This window comes from Verrucomicrobium spinosum DSM 4136 = JCM 18804, from assembly GCF_000172155.1.
GTDB lineage: Bacteria > Verrucomicrobiota > Verrucomicrobiia > Verrucomicrobiales > Verrucomicrobiaceae > Verrucomicrobium > Verrucomicrobium spinosum.
Window position 1 is genome coordinate 2,864,972 of sequence record NZ_ABIZ01000001.1, and the last position, 18,739, is coordinate 2,883,710.

At 60.6% G+C, this 18,739-nt stretch carries 12 protein-coding genes and 1 pseudogene; 11 read left to right on the top strand and 2 right to left on the bottom strand.

The window, feature by feature from the left end; all coding sequences use genetic code 11:
• Positions 1–161 precede the first annotated feature (161 nt).
• Both VSP_RS35020 and VSP_RS11615 read left to right on the top strand, forming a co-directional pair.
• Positions 162–896 (top strand): glycerophosphodiester phosphodiesterase, encoded by a 735-nt coding sequence (locus VSP_RS35020; RefSeq protein WP_009960771.1) that lies wholly within the window; start codon positions 162–164, stop codon positions 894–896.
• A 74-nt stretch (positions 897–970) separates the two neighbouring features.
• On the top strand, positions 971–1,915 hold the full coding sequence (locus VSP_RS11615) for a metal ABC transporter substrate-binding protein (protein WP_157210844.1): 945 nt from the start codon (positions 971–973) through the stop codon (positions 1,913–1,915).
• A gap of 16 nt (positions 1,916–1,931) precedes the next feature.
• On the opposite strand, the gene VSP_RS35025 is transcribed toward VSP_RS11615, so the two are convergent.
• Positions 1,932–2,657, bottom strand: a complete 726-nt coding sequence (locus VSP_RS35025; protein WP_009960774.1) for a DUF1287 domain-containing protein — start codon at positions 2,655–2,657, stop codon at positions 1,932–1,934.
• A 37-nt stretch (positions 2,658–2,694) separates the two neighbouring features.
• Here VSP_RS35025 and VSP_RS35030 point away from each other — a divergent pair, with 37 nt between their 5' ends.
• The 8 genes and pseudogenes from VSP_RS35030 to VSP_RS11665 all read left to right on the top strand — a co-directional run bounded on the left by VSP_RS35030 (position 2,695) and on the right by VSP_RS11665 (position 10,379).
• Complete coding sequence (locus tag VSP_RS35030) at positions 2,695–4,767, top strand: sulfatase (RefSeq protein WP_198141366.1); 2,073 nt, start codon at positions 2,695–2,697, stop codon at positions 4,765–4,767.
• A 55-nt stretch (positions 4,768–4,822) separates the two neighbouring features.
• Positions 4,823–5,188, top strand: a complete 366-nt coding sequence (gene queD, locus VSP_RS11630; RefSeq protein ID WP_009960776.1) for a 6-carboxytetrahydropterin synthase QueD — start codon at positions 4,823–4,825, stop codon at positions 5,186–5,188.
• A gap of 352 nt (positions 5,189–5,540) precedes the next feature.
• Entirely contained in the window at positions 5,541–5,756 is a 216-nt protein-coding gene (locus tag VSP_RS11635) for a hypothetical protein (protein ID WP_009960777.1), read from the top strand.
• 119 nt (positions 5,757–5,875) lie between these two features.
• Complete coding sequence (locus VSP_RS11640) at positions 5,876–6,382, top strand: hypothetical protein (protein ID WP_009960779.1); 507 nt, start codon at positions 5,876–5,878, stop codon at positions 6,380–6,382.
• A gap of 107 nt (positions 6,383–6,489) precedes the next feature.
• On the top strand, positions 6,490–7,419 hold the full coding sequence (locus tag VSP_RS35035) for an alpha/beta hydrolase (protein WP_198141367.1): 930 nt from the start codon (positions 6,490–6,492) through the stop codon (positions 7,417–7,419).
• Positions 7,420–7,878: 459 nt separating this feature from the next.
• Positions 7,879–7,986, top strand: a pseudogene (locus VSP_RS43850) (SDR family oxidoreductase); the annotation flags it as partial.
• A 209-nt stretch (positions 7,987–8,195) separates the two neighbouring features.
• On the top strand, positions 8,196–9,389 hold the full coding sequence (locus VSP_RS11655; protein WP_009960782.1) for a low temperature requirement protein A: 1,194 nt from the start codon (positions 8,196–8,198) through the stop codon (positions 9,387–9,389).
• Positions 9,390–9,794: 405 nt separating this feature from the next.
• The gene (locus VSP_RS11665) at positions 9,795–10,379 is read left to right on the top strand and encodes a hypothetical protein (protein ID WP_009960785.1); all 585 of its coding nucleotides are present in this window, start codon (positions 9,795–9,797) and stop codon (positions 10,377–10,379) included.
• A gap of 371 nt (positions 10,380–10,750) precedes the next feature.
• Here the strand turns inward: VSP_RS11665 and VSP_RS11670 are convergent, their stop codons facing one another.
• Positions 10,751–15,253 carry a DUF7133 domain-containing protein gene (locus VSP_RS11670; RefSeq protein ID WP_009960786.1) on the bottom strand — a complete coding sequence of 1,501 codons (4,503 nt, stop codon included), beginning with the start codon at positions 15,251–15,253 and terminating at the stop codon, positions 10,751–10,753.
• Positions 15,254–15,545: 292 nt separating this feature from the next.
• Between VSP_RS11670 and VSP_RS39285 the strand changes: the two genes are divergently transcribed.
• On the top strand, positions 15,546–18,311 hold the full coding sequence (locus VSP_RS39285; protein WP_081452505.1) for a WD40 repeat domain-containing serine/threonine protein kinase: 2,766 nt from the start codon (positions 15,546–15,548) through the stop codon (positions 18,309–18,311).
• Positions 18,312–18,739 lie beyond the last annotated feature (428 nt).

An 18,739-nucleotide genomic window follows, 5' to 3' on the forward strand; every position in this document is an offset into this window, starting at 1 on the left:
ATCCTTTGTTGCACGGGGCGGGATGGCGGCGCGCCTGATCAGGAAAACAAGGTGACTGCGTGTCGAAAAACCATTCTGGCCCGTGTTGGCATTGTGTGGTCAACCTGCCTGTGGCCACAGTCGCCACTGGAATAAAGGCCTTCATATGGCATGTTAGGTTCATGGAACCGCTGATCATTGCCCACCGCGGGGCTTCAGCTGATGCTCCAGAAAACACCCTGGCGGCTTTTCGTCTGGCGTGGGAGCAGCGTGCGGATGCTGTGGAGATGGATTTGCGCCTGACTCGCGACCATCAAGTTGCCGTGATACATGATGCGGACCTCCGTCGGGTGGCGGGCGATTCGCACAAGGTGGCTGCAATGGATGCCGTAGATCTGGTGCAGATTCAGACGGGGCAGGGGGCGGGCATTGGCAGAGCCACGATGGTGCCGCTGCTGGCCCAAGTCTTGAGGGAGGTTCCCCAGGGGCGGAGGGTCTTTCTGGAACTGAAAGCGGGGGCTGGCTTGGTGGAAGCTGTGCGAAAGGTTCTGGAGGACAGCTCTCTGGCCCCGGAGCAGGTGGTGATCATTGGGTTCGACCATGCCCTGGTGCAGCAGGCGCGGGAGGCGATGCCCGTGGTGGAGACTGCGTGGGTGGTGGACTACCCCTCGATCTGGAATTTGACCCACCTCATCAAGCTAGCCGCAAGTCATCGAATCAGTGGGCTCGATCTGCGGGTGGACTGGCCATTGACCGGGGCGGACGTGGCCCGCGCTCACGAGGCAGGGCTCAAGCTTTATATCTGGACGGTGGATGACCCGGCGCGGGCCAGAGAGTTGGCGGCGATGGGGGTGGACGGTTTGACGACGAATATCCCGCAAAGGCTGCGTCGGGCTGTCTTTCCTCCACCGCGGTGAGCAGGGAAGTTTCCGTGGTTGCATCCATGCGCAGGGTGGCGAGAATCTTCGCTGCACGCATTCCTGATCTTCTCATGAAACCCCTGTCCCTGTTGTCCACTGTCTTTGTCGGCGCTTTGCTGGCATCCTGCACCCCGGAGCAGAAGGCTCCAGACAGTTCCAAATCATCGGAAATGACCCCACCGGCCAGCACGCATGGTCGCATCGTGGTGTATGTCGCCAACTATCCCCTGGCTTACTTCGCAGAACGCATCGGCGGTCCGGAGGTGGAGGTGAAGTTTCCTGCCCCTCCCGATGTGGACCCCGCCTTCTGGGAGCCCAGCGAGTCAGAAGTGGAGGCCTTCCAGTCGGCCGATATCATCCTGCTCAACGGAGCAAGTTACTCGCACTGGCTGGATACGGTGACCCTCCCTGACTCCAAGACGGTGAACACATCCGCCTCCTTTTCCGACAAGTTTATCGTCGTGAAGGATGCCGTCACCCACAGCCATGGAGGTGAGGGGGAGCATTCCCACAGCGGGACGGTCTTCACGACCTGGATCGACTTCGACCAGGCCATCCAGCAGGCTGATGCCGTCCGCGAGGCGTTGCAAACTTTTCGCCCCGGTCAGGTGGAACTCTTTGCCTTGAACTTTGACCAGCTGAAGGCGGATCTTCTGGCCCTGGACATGGCGATGAAGAGCGAGGGTAAACGGCTTGCCGGGCAGCCGCTCGTGGTGTCCCATCCGATTTACCAGTACTGGGCGCGGCGGTACGGGCTGAATGTCCAGTCTGTGCTATGGGAGCCGGACACTGTCCCTGATGAATCTCAGATCGAGGCGTTCAAGAAAATCCTCGCCACCCATCCGGCGAAGTGGATGGTATGGGAGGGCGCTCCCGCGGCTGCAGCGGTGGAGAAACTAAGGGATCTAGGAGTTAACGGTGTGGTCTTTGACCCCTCGGCCAACGTGCCGGAGAAGGGCACGTGGCTGGATGTCATGAAGGCGAACGTTCAGGAGATCAAGAAGATCACTCCCTGACGGCGGTTGTGTAGTTTCATTGACCCCCGGTGCTCCGCGCCGGGCGCCAGCGGTAGTGGCCGGTGAGTGGGTAGGTGAACAGATTGTCTTCGAGCTGCGGGCCGCGGCCGATGTTGTGCACCACCCAGGGGCGGGAGCCTCCGTCCGGGGCGGGCACGACCATCATGATGTGGGGGAGATGGGGCGGCACCGTGCAGGTGACGATATCGCCCGGGTGGTAGTCTTCAGCATTTGAGGTCACCGGCAGCTCTGCGCCCTGCCGTTTCAGAAATGTCTGCAGATTGGGAACTCGTCGATGGTCAATATTTCGATCCGGCCGGCTCAGGCCCCAGTTTTTGGGGTACTTGCTGAAATTGGCCTTCATATCCTCATGAACCAGTTTTTGGAGGTCCAGGCCCAGCGCACGGCAGGCGCGGATGATTTCATCTGTGCAGACGCCCGTGGCGGGATCAACGTCGCCCCCCGGGTAGGCCAGCTTCACATAGGCGGGCTCATAGCGCACGTCATGGCGGGTGCGGTCCAGGGCGGCGTGGGCGAGCTTGATGCCAAAGGAGCCGCTATTTGCTGGCAGTTGTGCCCGGGACTGGGGGGTGAGGCCCTGGTCCGCAAGGGCAGACTTGGGCTCTGAGAGCGCGGGGGTGCCCTCTGGCGCGGGGGCTGCGACGGCGAGGCCACAGGAAAAAATCAGTCTGGCCAGGGCAGGGATAAGGATGGGAGAGGGGAGTGCGAGGCGTGTTTTCATTGTCTGGAGACGCGTTCTGGGTACACTGCGCCACTTCATGCAAGGCAGGTTCTCCAGGCATTATTTTCTGCGCGGCGCGATGTTGGCGGTCGGTTTGACGCTGGGGCATGCCCTCGCGTTCAGCGCTCCCAAAGTGACCGTGAAGCCGGCTATCGTGCCCAAGGCACAAGCGGCCCGCGCTGGCTCCCCCAATGTGCTCTTCATCATTGCAGACGACCTCAATGACTGGATCGGCTGGATGGGGGGGCATCCTCAGGCGCGGACGCCGAACATGGACCGCCTGGCCCGTATGGGCATGCGCTTCATGAACGCGCACTGTAGCTATGCCCTGTGCAATCCCTCCCGCACCTCCATGCTGACCGGCATCCAGCCCTGGAACAGCGGGGTGGCAGGGAACGAGCAGGACTGGCGCAATGCAGAGCCCTTGCAGGGCAAGCCGACGCTGCCCGAGTACTTCCGCCAGCAGGGCTACACCACGGCAGCCGGCGGGAAGGTGTTTCACGCCAGCCATGGCGGGCCCGAGGGCCGCCTTACGGGCTGGCATGGCGGGCGTCGGGGTTTTGAGCAGGACTCAGCCTGGGATGTGCGCTTCCCGGGGAACGGAGTGCAGATCCCTGATCTGCCCGTTCATACGGGGCAGAACTTTAATGGGCTGGATATTTGGCACTGGGACTGGGGGACTGTCGATGTGAAGCCTGAGGCCACCGATGACGGGCAGGTGGTGAACTGGGCCGCCCAGTATCTCCAGCGCAAGCAGCCCCGGCCGTTCTTCCTCACGGTTGGCCTGTACCGGCCCCATGCCCCTTGGTATGTGCCCCGCCAGTACTTTGCCGAGCGTCCACTCTCCGAGGTACGTCTGCCTGAGGTGAAGGAGGACGACCTGGCTGATGTGCCCGCCGCTGCCAAGGCCTACCTTAATGGAGGGCTGCATCGTAAGATGCTGGACCGGCAGCTCTGGGGCTCAGCCGTGCGTGCCTATCTTGCCAGCATCTCCTTCTGTGATGCCATGGTAGGCAGGGTGCTGGACGCTCTGGAGAGCAGTCCCAACAAGACGAACACGGTGATCGTTTTCACAAGTGATCATGGGCTGTATCTGGGTGAAAAACAGCGCTGGCACAAGGGCGGGCTCTGGGAGCGCGTCACTCATGTACCTCTGGTGGTGGTTGCCCCAGGCGTGACCCAGCCTGACACGCAGAGCAGCCAGGCGGTGAGCCTCGTGGATCTTTACCCCACGCTGTGCGAGCTGACGGGCCTGCCCAAGCCTCAATCTCTGGACGGCATCTCTCTGGTGCCGCTGCTGCGTGATCCCAATGCCTCCCGCACCACTCCTGCTGTCACCGCCATGGGTGAGGGGGACAAGGCCAGTTACGCGGTCCGGACGGATCGCTGGCGCTACATCCGCTACGCCAACGGGAGCGAGGAACTCTACGATCACCAGTCAGACCCGCATGAGTGGACGAATCTTGCAGGGCGGACGAATCTGGCTGCAGTGCAAAAGGATCTGGCAGCCCAGATTCCCCAGAAGTGGGTCTCCGCATTCAGGACAGTGGATCAGATGAAGGTGGATTCCTCGCCTGATGGGATGGTGAGCTACTTCTTCCAATCCGGGGACCGACTCGGCGCGGACGCCTCTCCGGACATTCTGGAGAGGGCCTTCGATATCGAGGTGATCTTTGACTACAACCCCGCTACAAACGGGGACAGTACTCTCCTCAGTCAAGGGGATGCCCGCCTGGGATTCGCTCTGCACCTAGTGGACGGTCACCCGGCGCTCACGGTGAATTACGATGGCCTGCGATCCACACTCAAGTCCGAGGAACAGCTCGCTCCCGGCCAGATTCGCGTGCGCTGCCTGGTCTCGCTGGACGGCTCCATGTCCCTCGCTGCCACCGGCCTGACCAAGGAAGTGCGCGGCTACGCTCCTTTTGAAGGCGGCTTTCCCCGTCTCCCCACTGAGGGGCTCTCCGCCGGAGCCAGCTTCGGCCCGTTGCCTGCGGGACTTTTCCCCAACAGCGCCCCCTTCGACGGCCCGTTCCGTCTTCTCCGCATGACCATCCTCCCCGGCGTCACCGAAGATCGCCGCGCCGCCCGCGCCGTGCCAGTGGAGTGAGCTTTGTTGCTTTTCACTTGTCCCTTACCCTTCTTCCCTTTTCCCTCTCTCAGCCATGATTTGCCGCCTCGTTAAGGACTATCGTTTTGAAGCCGCCCAGACCCTGCCTTCCCTGCCCGGAGATCACAAGTGCAAGCGCATGCATGGGCACAGCTTCAAGATCGAGATTGCCGTCGAGGGCGAGGTGGACCCGAAGATCGGCTGGGTCTATGACCACGCCCAGATCAGCAAGGCGATGAATCCGCTGATGGATCTTCTAGATCACTCTTACCTGAACGAGATCGAGGGGCTGGAGAATCCCACCATTGAGAACATGGCCGCCTGGTTCTGGGTGCGTTTGAGCCCGCAACTGCCTGGCCTGTGCGAAATCGTGATCCACGAGACGCCCACGGCGCGGTGCGTATTCCGCGGGCAGTTTTAGGGGGCAAATTCCTGAGTTGCTGAGAGAATGTGCCGCCTGACTTTGACGATGCACTGGAATGCTCGGGGGCTGCCAAAACGCATCACCAGGCGGATTCCAAACTGTGACGCTTATGTTTTAGTTAAGGGGATGAGTGGTGTTCTCGTGAACATTGCATGTCGAGCCTTCCGTCGATTGCGTTGAGAACATTTTTGGACTCAATCGAGGTTCCATATCGCTTTTTGGCCCTCCGCCCCAACCTCGCTACGCCATCGGTCATTTTGTCGTACCCCCGTTTCACCGTTTCCGCCTTGCGCGGACGGGTTTGACCGCTAGTGTGGGCGGGACAGTCCGACAGATTGACCTGCCAAGCATGAAGACCACGTTCGTTGCCGCCACTCTCGCTCTCGCCGCCCTTTTCACGACCTCCTGTGAACAGCACAAGTGGTCCGAGACCAGCAAACTCTTCAAGGCTCATGGTGGGGAAAAAGGTGAGCATGGTGCCCACGGCGATGCCAAAGGTCACGGCGATGACCATGGCAAGGCCGACTCCCATGGCGAGAAGAAGGAAGGCGAAGCCAAGCACTAAGCTGGGCCGGGCTTCGTTTCAGTCTAGATTTTCGTGAGAGTGGTGGCTGAAATTAAGCCCCCACCCGCCCTGACCGGGTGATATATTGTTTAAGCGGTGACTCAACCGTCCTTCCAGCTATGCGTGCTCCCCTCGGTCCACTCGCCCTGCTGACACTGCTGGGGCTCTTTCTGCTCCCGTTTGTGGAGTTCTCCTGCAAGGGACAGAAGGTGATGACCGCCACGGGCTACGAGGTCGCCTTTGGCAAGAACATGACGGCAGACCTGCCGATCAGCGATTGGCTCAAGGGTGAGCGGGAGCCTGGAGAACTGGGGAGGTCCCGTTCCCGTGACGGTTTTGACCTCACCATCAGCCAGAAAGAGCGTACGCAGGGGCGTCCGCTCGTGGCGGCGGCCCTGATTGTAGCCGTGGTGGGTGGGGTGGTGGGGTTCCTCTGGCCCAGCTTGGGCGGTTTTGCGGGCATGGCAGCGTGCGCGCTGCTATTGGTCTCCCAGAGTGACATGAACAAGGAGATTCAGGAGCAGCAGATCCCTCTTTTGGTGCTGAATTTCCTTCCGGGGTTTTGGGCATCCTTCTGCGCGGCAGCGGTCGGAGCGGTGTTGTGTTTCCTGGGCGGCAAAAAGTAGAAGCGTCGATTGGATAGCAGAGGGGCCTGTTTGGAGCATCGGAGAACAATCTCCTGACAAATTCACCTCTATAATGTCAGATGGGGATCTCCCTGGATCCCCGACTCGTGAAGACCCGTACAGCCATCATCCTGCTCATTGCTCTGGTGCTTGCACCGGTGCTGTTGCTGGCGGGGTTGCTCTACGCGTCGAAACAGCGGGTGCCGCCTCCCGACACTGTTCATTTTCAGGAGGGTGTCGTTTATGGCAAAGGAGGGGATCAGGAGTTGAAGTTGGATTTGGCCCGGCCCAAAATCGCTCCATCTGGCAGGCTCCCCGCGATGGTGATGATTCACGGGGGTGGATGGACCGCAGGAGACCGAAGCGATTTTCACGGGTTGCAGTTTCATCTCGCTCAGGCAGGTGTGGTGTGTGTGACGGTGCAATACCGACTGGCTCCGAAGAGCAAATTTCCAGCCCAGGTGGAAGACGTGAAGTGCGCCGTGAGATGGCTCCGGGCTCACGCAGATGAGTACGGGGTCGATCCGGAGCGGATCGCCGCCTTGGGAGCCTCCGCAGGGGCTCATCTGGCCATGATGCTGGCCGTCACCTCGGATCAGTCGCAACTGGAAGGCATCGGGGGGAGTGCGGGGTTCTCGTCCAAGGTCGTGGCCGCCGTAGGGTTGGCGGGCCCTTACGACCTCACCCTGGCGTATGCCAATAGTTCCCGTCAACGGGCTCAGGAAGGGCAGGCGGTGCGGGGAATGCTGGAAGGCTTTCTAGGCGGCACTCCAGCTCAAGTGGCGGAGGCTTACCAAGCTGCCAGCCCGGTGAGTTATGTGCGGAAGGAGGTTGCTCCGTTGTTTCTCTGTCACGGCGAGCAGGATCCCCTGGTACCGGTGGAGCAGGCGGATGTGATGGTGGCGAAACTCCGCGAGGCGGGGGCTGAAGTGGAGTATGTGAAGATCCCGGATGGTTCGCACGACAGTTTCGGCAAGGACCAGGAGAAGCACCTGTTGAAGATGGTGGCTTTTTTGCGGCGGAATTTGAAGATGTAGAGCGGGTGTGGAGGTGGTGAATGTGTCATGAGCCCTCCCGGTTCGAGGCAATTGCACAAGCGGAATAAGGTTGCTTGTCAAAATGCGGGGAGCCAAGGAGCGGCGGTTTGTGCCCAAAACACAACCGCCGATGGTGAGCGAAGCGGGCAATGTCCTATTGGAGTTGGCGGCTCTGGGCGGGCCCGGGGACCCTTCGCTCCTTGGATGACGAATGCCGCTGGCGGCGATCCGGGGGAAAGGGGATATATCCCCGGCAGGCGAAAGCGGCGTCGAGCCGCCAGCACTCCAAAACGCTTCGCGACACCTGTGCGCGTTGGTGGCAAAGGTGATTAATCTGGCATGCTCCCCCATCGCGGCAGCGTCTTGGAGTTGTGTAGCCGGAGCACGTTACCTCAGTGTTGCTTCACGATACTCACGCGGAAGGCGGCCTTCTTCATTATCCAGGAAGCGGGGCGCAAGCTCAATGACCACGGGAAGATCGTGCCCACGGTCCTCCACTTGGTGTCGGACGGCTGGTGGATCACCGGTCAGACGATCTTTTCCAACGGTGGCTACACGACGAGGTAGCCTGTTGGGTAAAGGCTGGTGATGGCAGGGGAGAACCATTCGGAGATTGACTCTGGCATGGTTTTCCCTTCCATCGTTACCTGTGGAGGGCGAGCGTGGCTCTCCGGTTCATCTTGTCGTTTATGAGCGATTCCGAGTCTCTGTCGTCGTCTGCTTCTGTTGCCTCCTCTCCTTCCGGCCATGGTCATGGGCATTCCCATGGGGCCGCCTTGGGAAAGTTTCGAGTTCCCGGCAGCCTCTTGCGAGTGCGGGACGGGCATGGGGCGCGGGTTTCGTTCGTCGAGCTCTTCTTCGACCTCATCTACGTCTTTGCGGTCACCCAGCTCTCCCACCATCTGCTCCACGATCTGTCGCTGTTTGGAGCGCTGGAGACGCTGGTGCTGATGTTCGGAGTATGGCTGGCCTGGCAGTACTCCTGCTGGATCACCAACTGGTTTGACCCTGAAACCAAGCCGGTCCGGCTCATGCTCTTTGGCATCATGCTGGCGGGTCTGGTGATGGCGGCCGCCATCCCACATGCCTTCAAAAACGGTGGGCTGGCCTTTGCCATCAGTTATGTGCTCATCCAGGTGGGGCGCACCCTCTTCTGTCTGGCGCATCTGAAGAAGGGCCATGATTTGACGCCCAACTTTCAGCGCATGCTGGGCTGGCTGCTGATCTCGGCCGTGTTCTGGTTGAGTGGCGCCTTTGTAATTGGCGGTGCCCGTCTCGCTTTGTGGGCGGTTGCGGTCTGCTGTGAGTACTTCTCGCCCATGTTTGGCTTCTGGTTGCCCAAGCTGGGCCGATCACGCACTTCTGAATGGACGGTGGAAGGCGGTCACATCGCCGAACGGTGTCAGTTGTTTGTCATTGTGGCGCTGGGCGAATGTCTCCTTATTACCGGGGCCACGCTGAGCACGGCGAATCACTTTGATTCATCTTTGGTGATCGCCTTCCTGGCGGCCTTCATAGGCAGTCTGGCCATGTGGTGGATTTACTTTGACACCAGTAGCAAGGATGGCTCCGAGGCGATCGTGCACTCCAGTGATCCGGGGCGCATCGCGGCGTACTATCACTACACGCACGTCACCATGGTGGCGGGCATCATCCTCAATGCGGTGGCCAGTGAATTGGTCGTGGCGCATCCCCATGGGCGCACCAACTTGTCTGCGGCGCTGGTGCTGGGATTGGCCACTGTCTTCTACCTGGGAGGCAATGCGCTTTACAAGAGCGTGGTGTATGGCCGGGTGCCGCGGTCTCACGTGGTAGCGGTACTGGTGCAGCTGGCACTGATTCCCGTGTTTATGAAGTGGCATCTGGCCACGGCCGGCGCGGTGGCGACGGGGTTATTGTTGGTGGTCGCGGTGTGGGAGGGATTGTGCGTGAAGCGGGTGGTGGGGGATGCGGTGAAAATTAGGAATTAGGAATGATGAATTAGGAATTGGGCTGGCGATGTCGGAGGTGGGAATCGTGATCTTCTCACCTGTGACATTCTCCACCGGATCCTGCGCAGCAGGATTTTGGGAGTGCGTGCGGGAACCGCCGCTTTGGCAGGGCCTTGTGAGGGACTGGTGCCAGTTGGCGGATGCTACGTGCCTGACGGGCTGGGTGAGCGCTCCGGTGGCGGGGTGGGATGACTTGCTTCACACAGGACTCCCGAAAGCGGTGATTCTCACCGCAGTCCCAAAGCGGCTGCGCCGCAAGGTGTTGGGTGATTGGGTTAGTTTGGGCGTTGGATGAGCTTGCGACGTCGGTGGTGGTACGTTTTTGCCATTGCCATGGTGTAGCGGAGCGCGAATGGTTGTTTCACGTGAAGTAAAAGCGCCTCTATGGAACTCTCTCCGGATTCTGCCACTCCGACCCCCTGGCCGCATGCGCCACCGCATCACTTCGATGCGACCAGCATCTTCTTTGTCACCGCTAGCACTTACCTGAAAGCCCGACTGTTTCATGACTCGGCGCGGCTCAACCTGCTGCAAGGAGCACTTCTGGATCATGCCAGCCGCTTTGGATGGCAGCTTGAAGCCTGGGCGGTATTCGCCAATCACTATCACTTTATTGCGAGGCCGGTTTCAGGCGGGGTGACGGGGACTGCTGCCGGCAAAGTAGGCTCGCTGCGGGAGTTGCTAACTCAGCTTCATCGAACCACTGCCACCGCGTTGAATTCTCTGGATCAGGCGCCGGGCAGAAAAGTGTGGCACAACTTCTGGGACAAGCGCCTTACGTTTGAGAAGTCCTACATGGCACGTCTCAACTACGTGCATCAGAATCCGGTTAAGCATGGGCTGGTGCCCGTCGCGAGTCAGTATCCTTGGTGTTCAGCGGCGTGGTTCGAACGCATGGCTGCTCCGGCTTGGATCAAGAGCGTGTACGCTTTCAAGACGGACAGGTTGAACATTGAGGATGACTATTGAGCATGTGATGTTGGAGGCGGGGAAGGCGAACTCTTTTCCAGAGCGTCCAACACCTGATCCTGCGCAGCAGGATTTTGGGACTGCGGTGAGAATCACCGCTTTGGCGGGGCCTCGTGAGGGGCTGGTTTCGGTTGGCGGACATTGCGTGCCTGACTGGCTGAGCGCTCCGGTGGCGGGATGAGGTGACTTGCGTCACACAGGACTCCCGAAAGCGGTGATTCTCACCGCAGTCCCAAAGCGGCTTCGCCGCCAGGTGTTGGGTGTTGGGGTGGTTTGGGAGTTGGATGAGCTTGCAATGTCGGAGGCACAAAAAACGGCCGGTCTCGCGACCGGCCGTTTTTGTAGTTTACATCAATTTCCGGGATCCCTGCCTACTTCTTCGACAGCGCTTGCAGGTAGTCCAGCAGGCTGGCGAATTCCTTCACCGTCAGGTTCATGACGAGACCGGGAGGCATCATGGACATGGGCAGCTTTTCACGCTTGGCGATGTCCTTCACCTTGTAAGTGAATTCCTGGGCCGTGATGGTGCGGATCTTCACCTGGTCAGCGGACTCAAGAGTCACAAAACCAAGCTGCTGGGTGCCGTCTTTGAGAGCGAACATCTCCGTGGCGAAACCTTGGGCGATGGTCTTGTTGGGATCCAGGATGGCCGTGGCCAGCTCTTCGCGCTTGTAGGTCTGGGCGATGTTGCCAAGGTAAGGGCCCTTTTGAGCTTCGTCCTCACGGGTGGTGTGACAGGCCACGCAGGTCTGACGGGTGAAGAGCTGCTCACCCAGTTCGGCATCGCCTTTGGTCTTGAGAACTTGGGCGATGACTTCTGCGGGCTGGAGGGTGCTGATGAGCGGGCCGGTTTCCTTGGTCTTCTTCTCCAGCTTCATGGTCTTGGCCGCAGTGGATGCGGCGGCTGCCACTGCCTTGTCGGAGTCGTCGAGGGCGGCCAGCACTTTGTCCGCGTACGGATTGTGCTTGAGCAGGGTCACCGCATTGAGGATCTGCACACGACGCTGGGTGTTTTCCCAGCCGTGATCCAGGGCCTTGCCAGAGAGTTCACGAGATTCAGGGCTGCCGGTCTTGCGGGAACTGAGGTTCAGCAGGGCCGCATCTGCCCAGAGGGCAGTGGGTGTACCGACTTTCTCAGCTTCCACTTCCAGGAGCTGGTGGTGGTTTTCCAGCTTGGCTGAGGTGAGGAAGGCATTGCGGGCGGTTTCCTGCTCCTTGCCAACGCCCTTGATGGCGTTCAGTGCGACCAGTCCGGCAAGACTAGCGCGAACGCCGTCAGCGCTGTCGGTCTTCGTCAGAGCAGCAATGGCCTGGGAGAGCACGCCTGCCGAGATGGGCGGGTTCGAGGAAGCGGCGCTGATGAGCAGCGGGATGCCTGCGGCCGGAATGGTGTCGGCGTTGGCGAGCTGGCCCACCGCGTCGGGAAGCAGCTTCTTGTCCTTGGCAGCGAGGGTGACGATGCGGTCCAGGGCTTCGTTGAACTGAATGCGATTGCGGTTCAGTTCGCTGACCAAGTAGGCAGCATCCTCAGAGGAGGCCTTCGCGAGAACGCTTTTGAGCGCAGTAGCGATCTTTTGGGATTCCCCCCAGGCTTCAGGCTGGTAGTAGGGTCCGCGGGTGTCGGGACGGGTGCCCCAGGAGTCGCCCTTCCATTCACCTTCTGTGAAATGAAGGCGGGCCAGGGCGGAGAGGATGCCTTTGCGTAGAGCGGGGTCATTGGACTTTTCCACACGGGTAATGAGGCCGTTCACCACTTCAGGTTTATGGATCATGGCGAGGGCGCGCAGTGCACTTATGCGGGCCGTGTCATCAATGACTTTCTCCACAGCACTGTCGGTAGGGTTCGCGTCAATGATGCCGAAAAGATCCTTGCTCGCACCGGACATGCCGAGGGCTCGGATGGCCACATGGCGGGCGTAGTCGTCCTGTTTGGCATTGAGAAAACGGGCAATATTCAGCGGGCCACGGGGAGCCTGGTCCGAGAGAGCCAGGAGTGTGCGGGCCATCTGCACCGTCAGGCGTGGGTCTTCGTAGATGGAGGAAGTCTTGGTTGAGGCTGCGATGTTCACCGTGCCGAAGGGCACTGATGTCTCATGCAGCTCTGCGCGATAGGCATTGGCCACCACCTGCCAGTCGGCCTCAGTCTCGGGGGAGGCCAGGCTGACGACGAAGTCGGACGGCTGCTTGGCACCCAGGCGCATTGTGTAGATGGCAGCGATGCGGGCAGCAGGGGACAGGTCCTTGTTGCGGAAGATGCCAGCAAGATCGACTGCGACCTCCTTAGTGGCCTTGCGACGCACCAGTTCGCGCTCAGCCTCGATGCGGCGACGGTAGCTGGGGGAGGACAGTTCCTTCACCAGTTCACTATTGGAGGCCTTCGCATAGTTCAGGAGGGGGGCGGCCTTGAAGTCCTTGGGCTTAACCCGCACCACGTAGCCTACGTTCGGACCTGCCCAGTTGAAGGTCGCTCCTTTCCAGCTTGCACAATACACGTTGCTGTTGGCGTCCACATCCGCATCCGTCGGACGCGTCATTTTGATGAAGGGCTGCGGGGCGCTGGTCTCCTCATAGGTGGAGCCTTTGACCTTCACACTGTGATGCCAGAGCGCTCCGGTGCCCCAGTCAGCAGTGAAAGGTGCATTGTTCCATTTGCCAAAGCCGGGCTCGTCGATGTACACCGCACCGCAACCGGAGCCGCCGCCGTAGTCAGCCAGGGGCGTGATGGCTTCGTCTGCGAAGTTCTTGTAAAGGCGGGGATAGCCGTGGTTCTCAAGACCGGTGAAGTGATGGAAGCGCACGTTCCAGCCGCCGCCGTCGTTCGTATTGTCACGGGCAAAGATGTCCATGGTGGGGCTTACGGCCACTTCCAGGATGTTCCGGGTGCCAGTGGAGTAGATCTCCAGGCCAGTACCATCGGGGCGCACGCGAATGACGCCACCGCCACGATGCTGCACCTTGCGGCCATCCGTGCCTTCCGCTTGCATGAAGCCGAAGTCACCGCCAGCGATGTAGAGCCAGCCGTCCACACCCAGGCTCAGGCCGTTGGTGGTGTGGTCGGCGGGGCGGTCTTTGAAGCCAAATGCGAGGTCTTTGACGAGGATCTTCTGCTCATCAGAAACACCGTCGCCATCCTTGTCGATGAAGACAGAGAGGTGCGGTGGGTGCACGAGATAGAGGCGGTCGTGATCCCAAACCAAACCGCGGGGGGAGTCCACGTCTTTGACGAACTCCTTCACTTCATCGGCACGTCCGTCGCCATCCACATCCTTGAGGCGAATGATTCGACCCCGCTTTGGGCTTCGGCCCAGAGATCCGTTGCCATCACTTGAGACATAAAGGGTGCCGTCTGGAGCGGCGGCAACATAGACAGGGTAGTTGACGGCGGGAGGGGTGGCGAAAACTGTTGCCTCGAACCCATCTGGAACTTTCACGTCCTTGAGCACTTCGGCTTCCTGCTCGGCGGTGAGTTTGACGATCTTGGGGGTGATGTCATCTTCATTGGAGGTCTCATCGGCCTTCTTGCCTCCATCTTTTTTCTCCACCGCATTTTCCTTGGCGGTGCCTTTGGCCGCGATGGACTTGATGCCGTCACCCGTGACGGAGATTTCGCGGACGCTCACCCAGCCGGTGCCGGGCGTGCCGCCCACGGTCAGTTTCAGGTACTTCGCATCTTTGGCGGTGAAGCTGTGCGTGGTATCTCCACCCTTGGGGGAGTTGGTCGTGTCGGCCACCACCGTCCACTTTTTGCCATCGGTGGAGGTCTCAAGTTTGTGTGGGTAGATGGGGGCGTTGCTTTCCCAGACGATTTTTGCGCCGGTCAGCGACTGGGGCTTGTCGAACTCAAGCTGCAGCCACTGCGGTCTTCCTCCGCCATTGGCGCACCACCGGCTATCTTTGCTGCCGTCCACGGCTTTCCACGCATAGTTGGCGTTGCCTGATTCCTCGCTCGAGGCGGTAGCCTTCACGGGAGTGGCGTCCCCGGCAGATACAGGCGGAGCCTGAGGCACCGCAGCCGACTGGCTTTTAGCTTTGCCTTCCGTTTTGGCGTTGGCCTTGACGAAAGTCACCTTGTTTTCTCCGGTGAAGGGGATCAGGTAGGCAGGATCAAGCTTGCCGCAGGCCCAGAGGATGCCGCGGGTGAGGAGATCCAGATAGCGGGCGTCGGCGACGGTGTCGTTGTTGTGGCCAATGGTGGTGCTGAAGCTTCTGGCACCAGCCTTCTCATTGGTCCAGGCCACGATGTACTCAACATCCTTCACGCTGCCGTCCTTTTGCTTGATGGACTGTTTGCCCATCGCCAGGGGGTGAGCGTCGAAGATGTTGACGTTATTATAGAGCTCTTCCTTGATCGTCGTCCAGTCCTGGAGTGGCTTGGTGATCGGGTGCGCAGAGTCCACGTACCGGATCGCGATGGGTTCCTGCGGGCCATGGCCGGTGGACTGCAAGCCCAGGTGTTTGAACCAGGCGTCCGATCCCGTGCGGAAGCTGTGCATGGCGCAGTGGAGGTGCACGGAAGGGATGGTCTTGTGCGCGTCCAGGATGCGCTGGAGCACGGCGGGATCCTTCTCTCCGGCTGCGCACTCATCGTGGATGATGATGTCGTAGCCCTTGGCCCAATCTGGGCTGGCATACAACGGCAGAGGCGGGGCGGTTCCCTTGTCATCAGTCCAGATCACATCGACCTGGACGTTTGCGCGCGACTGGATGCCCTTGCTCAGGATCTCCTGTTGCTTGGCGTAGTCATGGCAGCAGCCCCCTGCAATCAGGAGGGCCTTCAGGGGCTTGGGTTTGGCATCGCCCGACTGCGCGGGCAGCATGTGGTAGGAGCTGACCGCAGCCAGCGCGAGAGGTATCAGGAACAGTAGGCGTCGCATAAAAAGCGGAGAATGGGACAGAAAAGTACGGTTGTGAATGTCGGATTTTGCTGGTCTTGCCATCTTTACCGTGAATTTGGCAAAACCAGACGCGTGCTTGTAACCTTTGGTCGCGAAAAAGGGCGATCTGGAGTGAATGACGCTGTCAGAGGAAGTGGGACCTGCATCAGAGACAGGAGATCTTTCCTGCCGGGGGATTGCTGTTTGATCCTGAGAAGGTTGAGCGAATCGGCAAGTGGGAGTACCAAGGGTGCTCGACGTTTTTTGCTTTTTTGCCCAGTCCTGATTGCCGATGCCATTCCCTCCGGTCGCTGATTCTGCTCTGCCTTCGCGCTGTGCTCGTTGTGGCACGCCGGAGGTGCAGTGGGAAGAGATGACCTTTTGCCCGAGGTGCATCCGGGAGTTTTCCGGGTCAGACCGGTTGGGGAAAGTCGGCCCCTATTCACTCGAGACCCTGCTTGGACAGGGGGGCATGGGCTATGTCTATCTTGCCTGCCATGAGAGCACGGGAAGGGCGGTGGCGCTGAAAACACCCCGGCTGGAAGGGCGGGATCGCGAGTTGTTCTACCGGCGCTTCCTCCAGGAGGCGAAGGCACTGTCCGCCCTGGATCACCCCGGCATCCTGCCGATCTACGAGGTGGGGGAGGAGAATGGCGAGCCGTGGTTTGCCATGAAGCTTGCGGAGAGTGGCACCCTGGCAGATCTGATGGCCAGCGGGAAGGGGCGGCTTGATCAGCGGGAGGCCTCCTCCATGCTGGCGGACATAGCCAATGCCGTGCAGTACGCGCATGACCGGGGTGTTCTGCACCGGGATCTCAAGCCCCACAACATCCTTCTGGATGAGCGCGGGCAGGCCATGGTGGGAGACTTTGGGCTGGCCCGTTGGGAGGGGCAGGAATCAACGATGAGCGTAACTCTGCTTGCCCTGGGGACGCCAGAGTACGCCGCCCCTGAGCTCGCTCTTGGCCGGGCTCCTTCAGCAGCGGCGGATATCTACTCTCTTGGCGCGGTCTTTTACCACACGCTGGCAGGGCATCCTCCCTATCGAGGTGCCAACCCGGCAGGCACACTCACGTTGGCGGTGGAAGGCCGGGTGGAACCCTTGACCCAGCACGGGATCGCTGAAGATCTGTGGCAGGTCTGTCGCAAGTGTCTGGAGCCAGATCCCACAGACCGCTACAACACGGCGAGCGAGCTGGAATTGGACCTCCGCTCGTGGCTCGCGGGGGCGGCGGTCAGCGTGCGGCGACTCTCGCCCACCGAAAAACTAAGGCGGGTGGTACGGCGCAATCCCATGGTGACCGCGCTCTCTCTGACCACTGCGCTGGCTCTCGTGCTGGCCCTGGCGGCGGTGGTGGTGGCAGATCGTCGGGTGCTTGGCTACGAACGGGAACGCGGCCAGATGGCGGGACGACTGGCTGAGGAGAGGTTGCATACCGCCCGCCTCGCTCAGGTGGAGTTATTGCTGTCGAGTCGTCGGGCGGGGCAGCGTACCCGGGCGCTGGAGATCGTGAGAGAATCGTGGCACCGCAAACCCGAGCCTGGGTTGCGGGAACTGGCGGTGCGTGCTCTTGCGCTCGGAGACTTTGTTCAACGGGAGGGGCCCACTGTCCTGCCGAGGCGGTTCAGCCTCCCACCGGGCACCACGGAGGCGATGTCACGGAGCAGCCAGCGCCGGGCCAGACTTCTGCCCTCTGATGACGACGGAGACATGGTGCAAATCGTGAGTCCCGCTGGGAATGAGGAAACCGTGCTCAAGCTCGATGGAAAACTGATGGCAATGGCATGGAATGCAGAGGGGGATCAACTCGTGCTCGCCTGCACTGCCATGCGCACCTATCGCTGGAGGGCGGGGACAAAAGAGATGGAAAACCGCCTCCGGCCCCGAGACAGTGCGACGATCGGATTCGTCTGGCACCCTGGAGGCAGGCACATTGCATGTGTGGCGGCGGATGGGGTGTTGTGGATCTGGGATCTGGATCGTGCGGATGAGGTGATCGCCGAGTCTCTGGGCGCGGTGGTGGACCCGTTGCCTGAATGGAAAAATGAGGGGCGAGAACTCGCGTGGCAGGATGCCAATGGCACGCGCCGGCAGATGGTGGTGGTCCTCCCCACAGGCGTGCGCATCTTGCGGCGTCAGAGTGACGGGCTGCGGAGGGAGAATTTCTCCACCATAGCGGTCGATGCCCGGCGGGAGCAGGTGCTGTGGTCCACGGCAAATGGCATCCAGATATGGGAGCCTGTGGTGGGGAGGCAACGGCAAGTGGCCCTCAAGAGCGGGCGCGAATGGATGGGCGTGCGCTTCACCGGGGCTGGTATTCAGACCTGTGGATGGAACTCAGGCTTGCGCGGTCTGACGGATGCGCAGCTTGCGAGCGGCGAAGTTTTGCCGGATCGGCCCGGGGTGTCGCCGTATGTTGGGGCCGTGCTCATGGGCGGCTCCGGAAACGGCTGGCTGGCCCTGTTGCAGGGGCCGCTGCAGCGCTTTGTCGTGGTGAAACCCGGAGTCAAAGGGGCCCGCACCCTGCCTCATCCGCTGCCATACTCTGTCACCTTGAATCATGATGGCAGCCGTGCAGCCACGAGTAGTTTTCAAAATCCCGGCGTCTTGATCTGGGATCTCTCCGGCCCCGGCATGAGCGCGCGCCAGGGACGGGAGCTGGCCGAGGTGGAGCCTGCCGCCTCCCTGGCGTTTTCACCAGATGGAGGGCGCCTGCTTACTGTGAGCAATCATCGGGGTGCGGTATGGGATGTGACTTCAGGGGCGCTTCTCGCCAACCTCGGGGCCGGCGAATCTTTCAGCTTCGGGGCATGGCTGCCAGATGGTCGCACCGTGTTGGTGCAGAATGGGCGTGGCTCGCAACTCTACTCCGCAGAGGGGGGCGAACTTCAGGCCCGGTTGCCACATCCTGCGCCTCTGGCCGGGGATGAACATGTGGCGCTGGCGGTGGATGTGAGGGAAAACTGGATCGCGGAGCAGCTGGAAGACAGCTCAGTGATTCTCTGGGACTGGGACGAGGTGCAGCGTGAACTGACCCAGCTTGGCATGTGGGAGTGATGGCGGGGAGCGGTTGTTGAATCTGGCATTCAACGATCAAATGCCCACTTTATCAGGGAAAAGGTCCGGGTTGGCGCTCTGCCTCAAGAGGACCTAAGGTCCGGCATCATCGCAGCCTTGGGCAACGCCCAAGGTTTGAGTTCTGAAAATTCATAGAGGGCTGAAGGCCCGGTCTCATCAAGCCTGCCCCGATAAGCTTCCCGGAATGACTCCGGGCCTTCAGCCCTCATTCTCTTCAAATACCTGTAACCTTGGGCGCTGCCCAAGGCTGCAATAAAGCCGGGCTTTCAGCCCTTAGCTCGCCTGCGAATTCGGCATGATCGGACCTGCCACCTTTTCCTTGATGGCATTGGTCCCGCATGCGGGACGGACAGGCCACGAATATCCAGCGAGATGGTCCCTGCCGACGCGCTCGGCAGGGGCTGCTC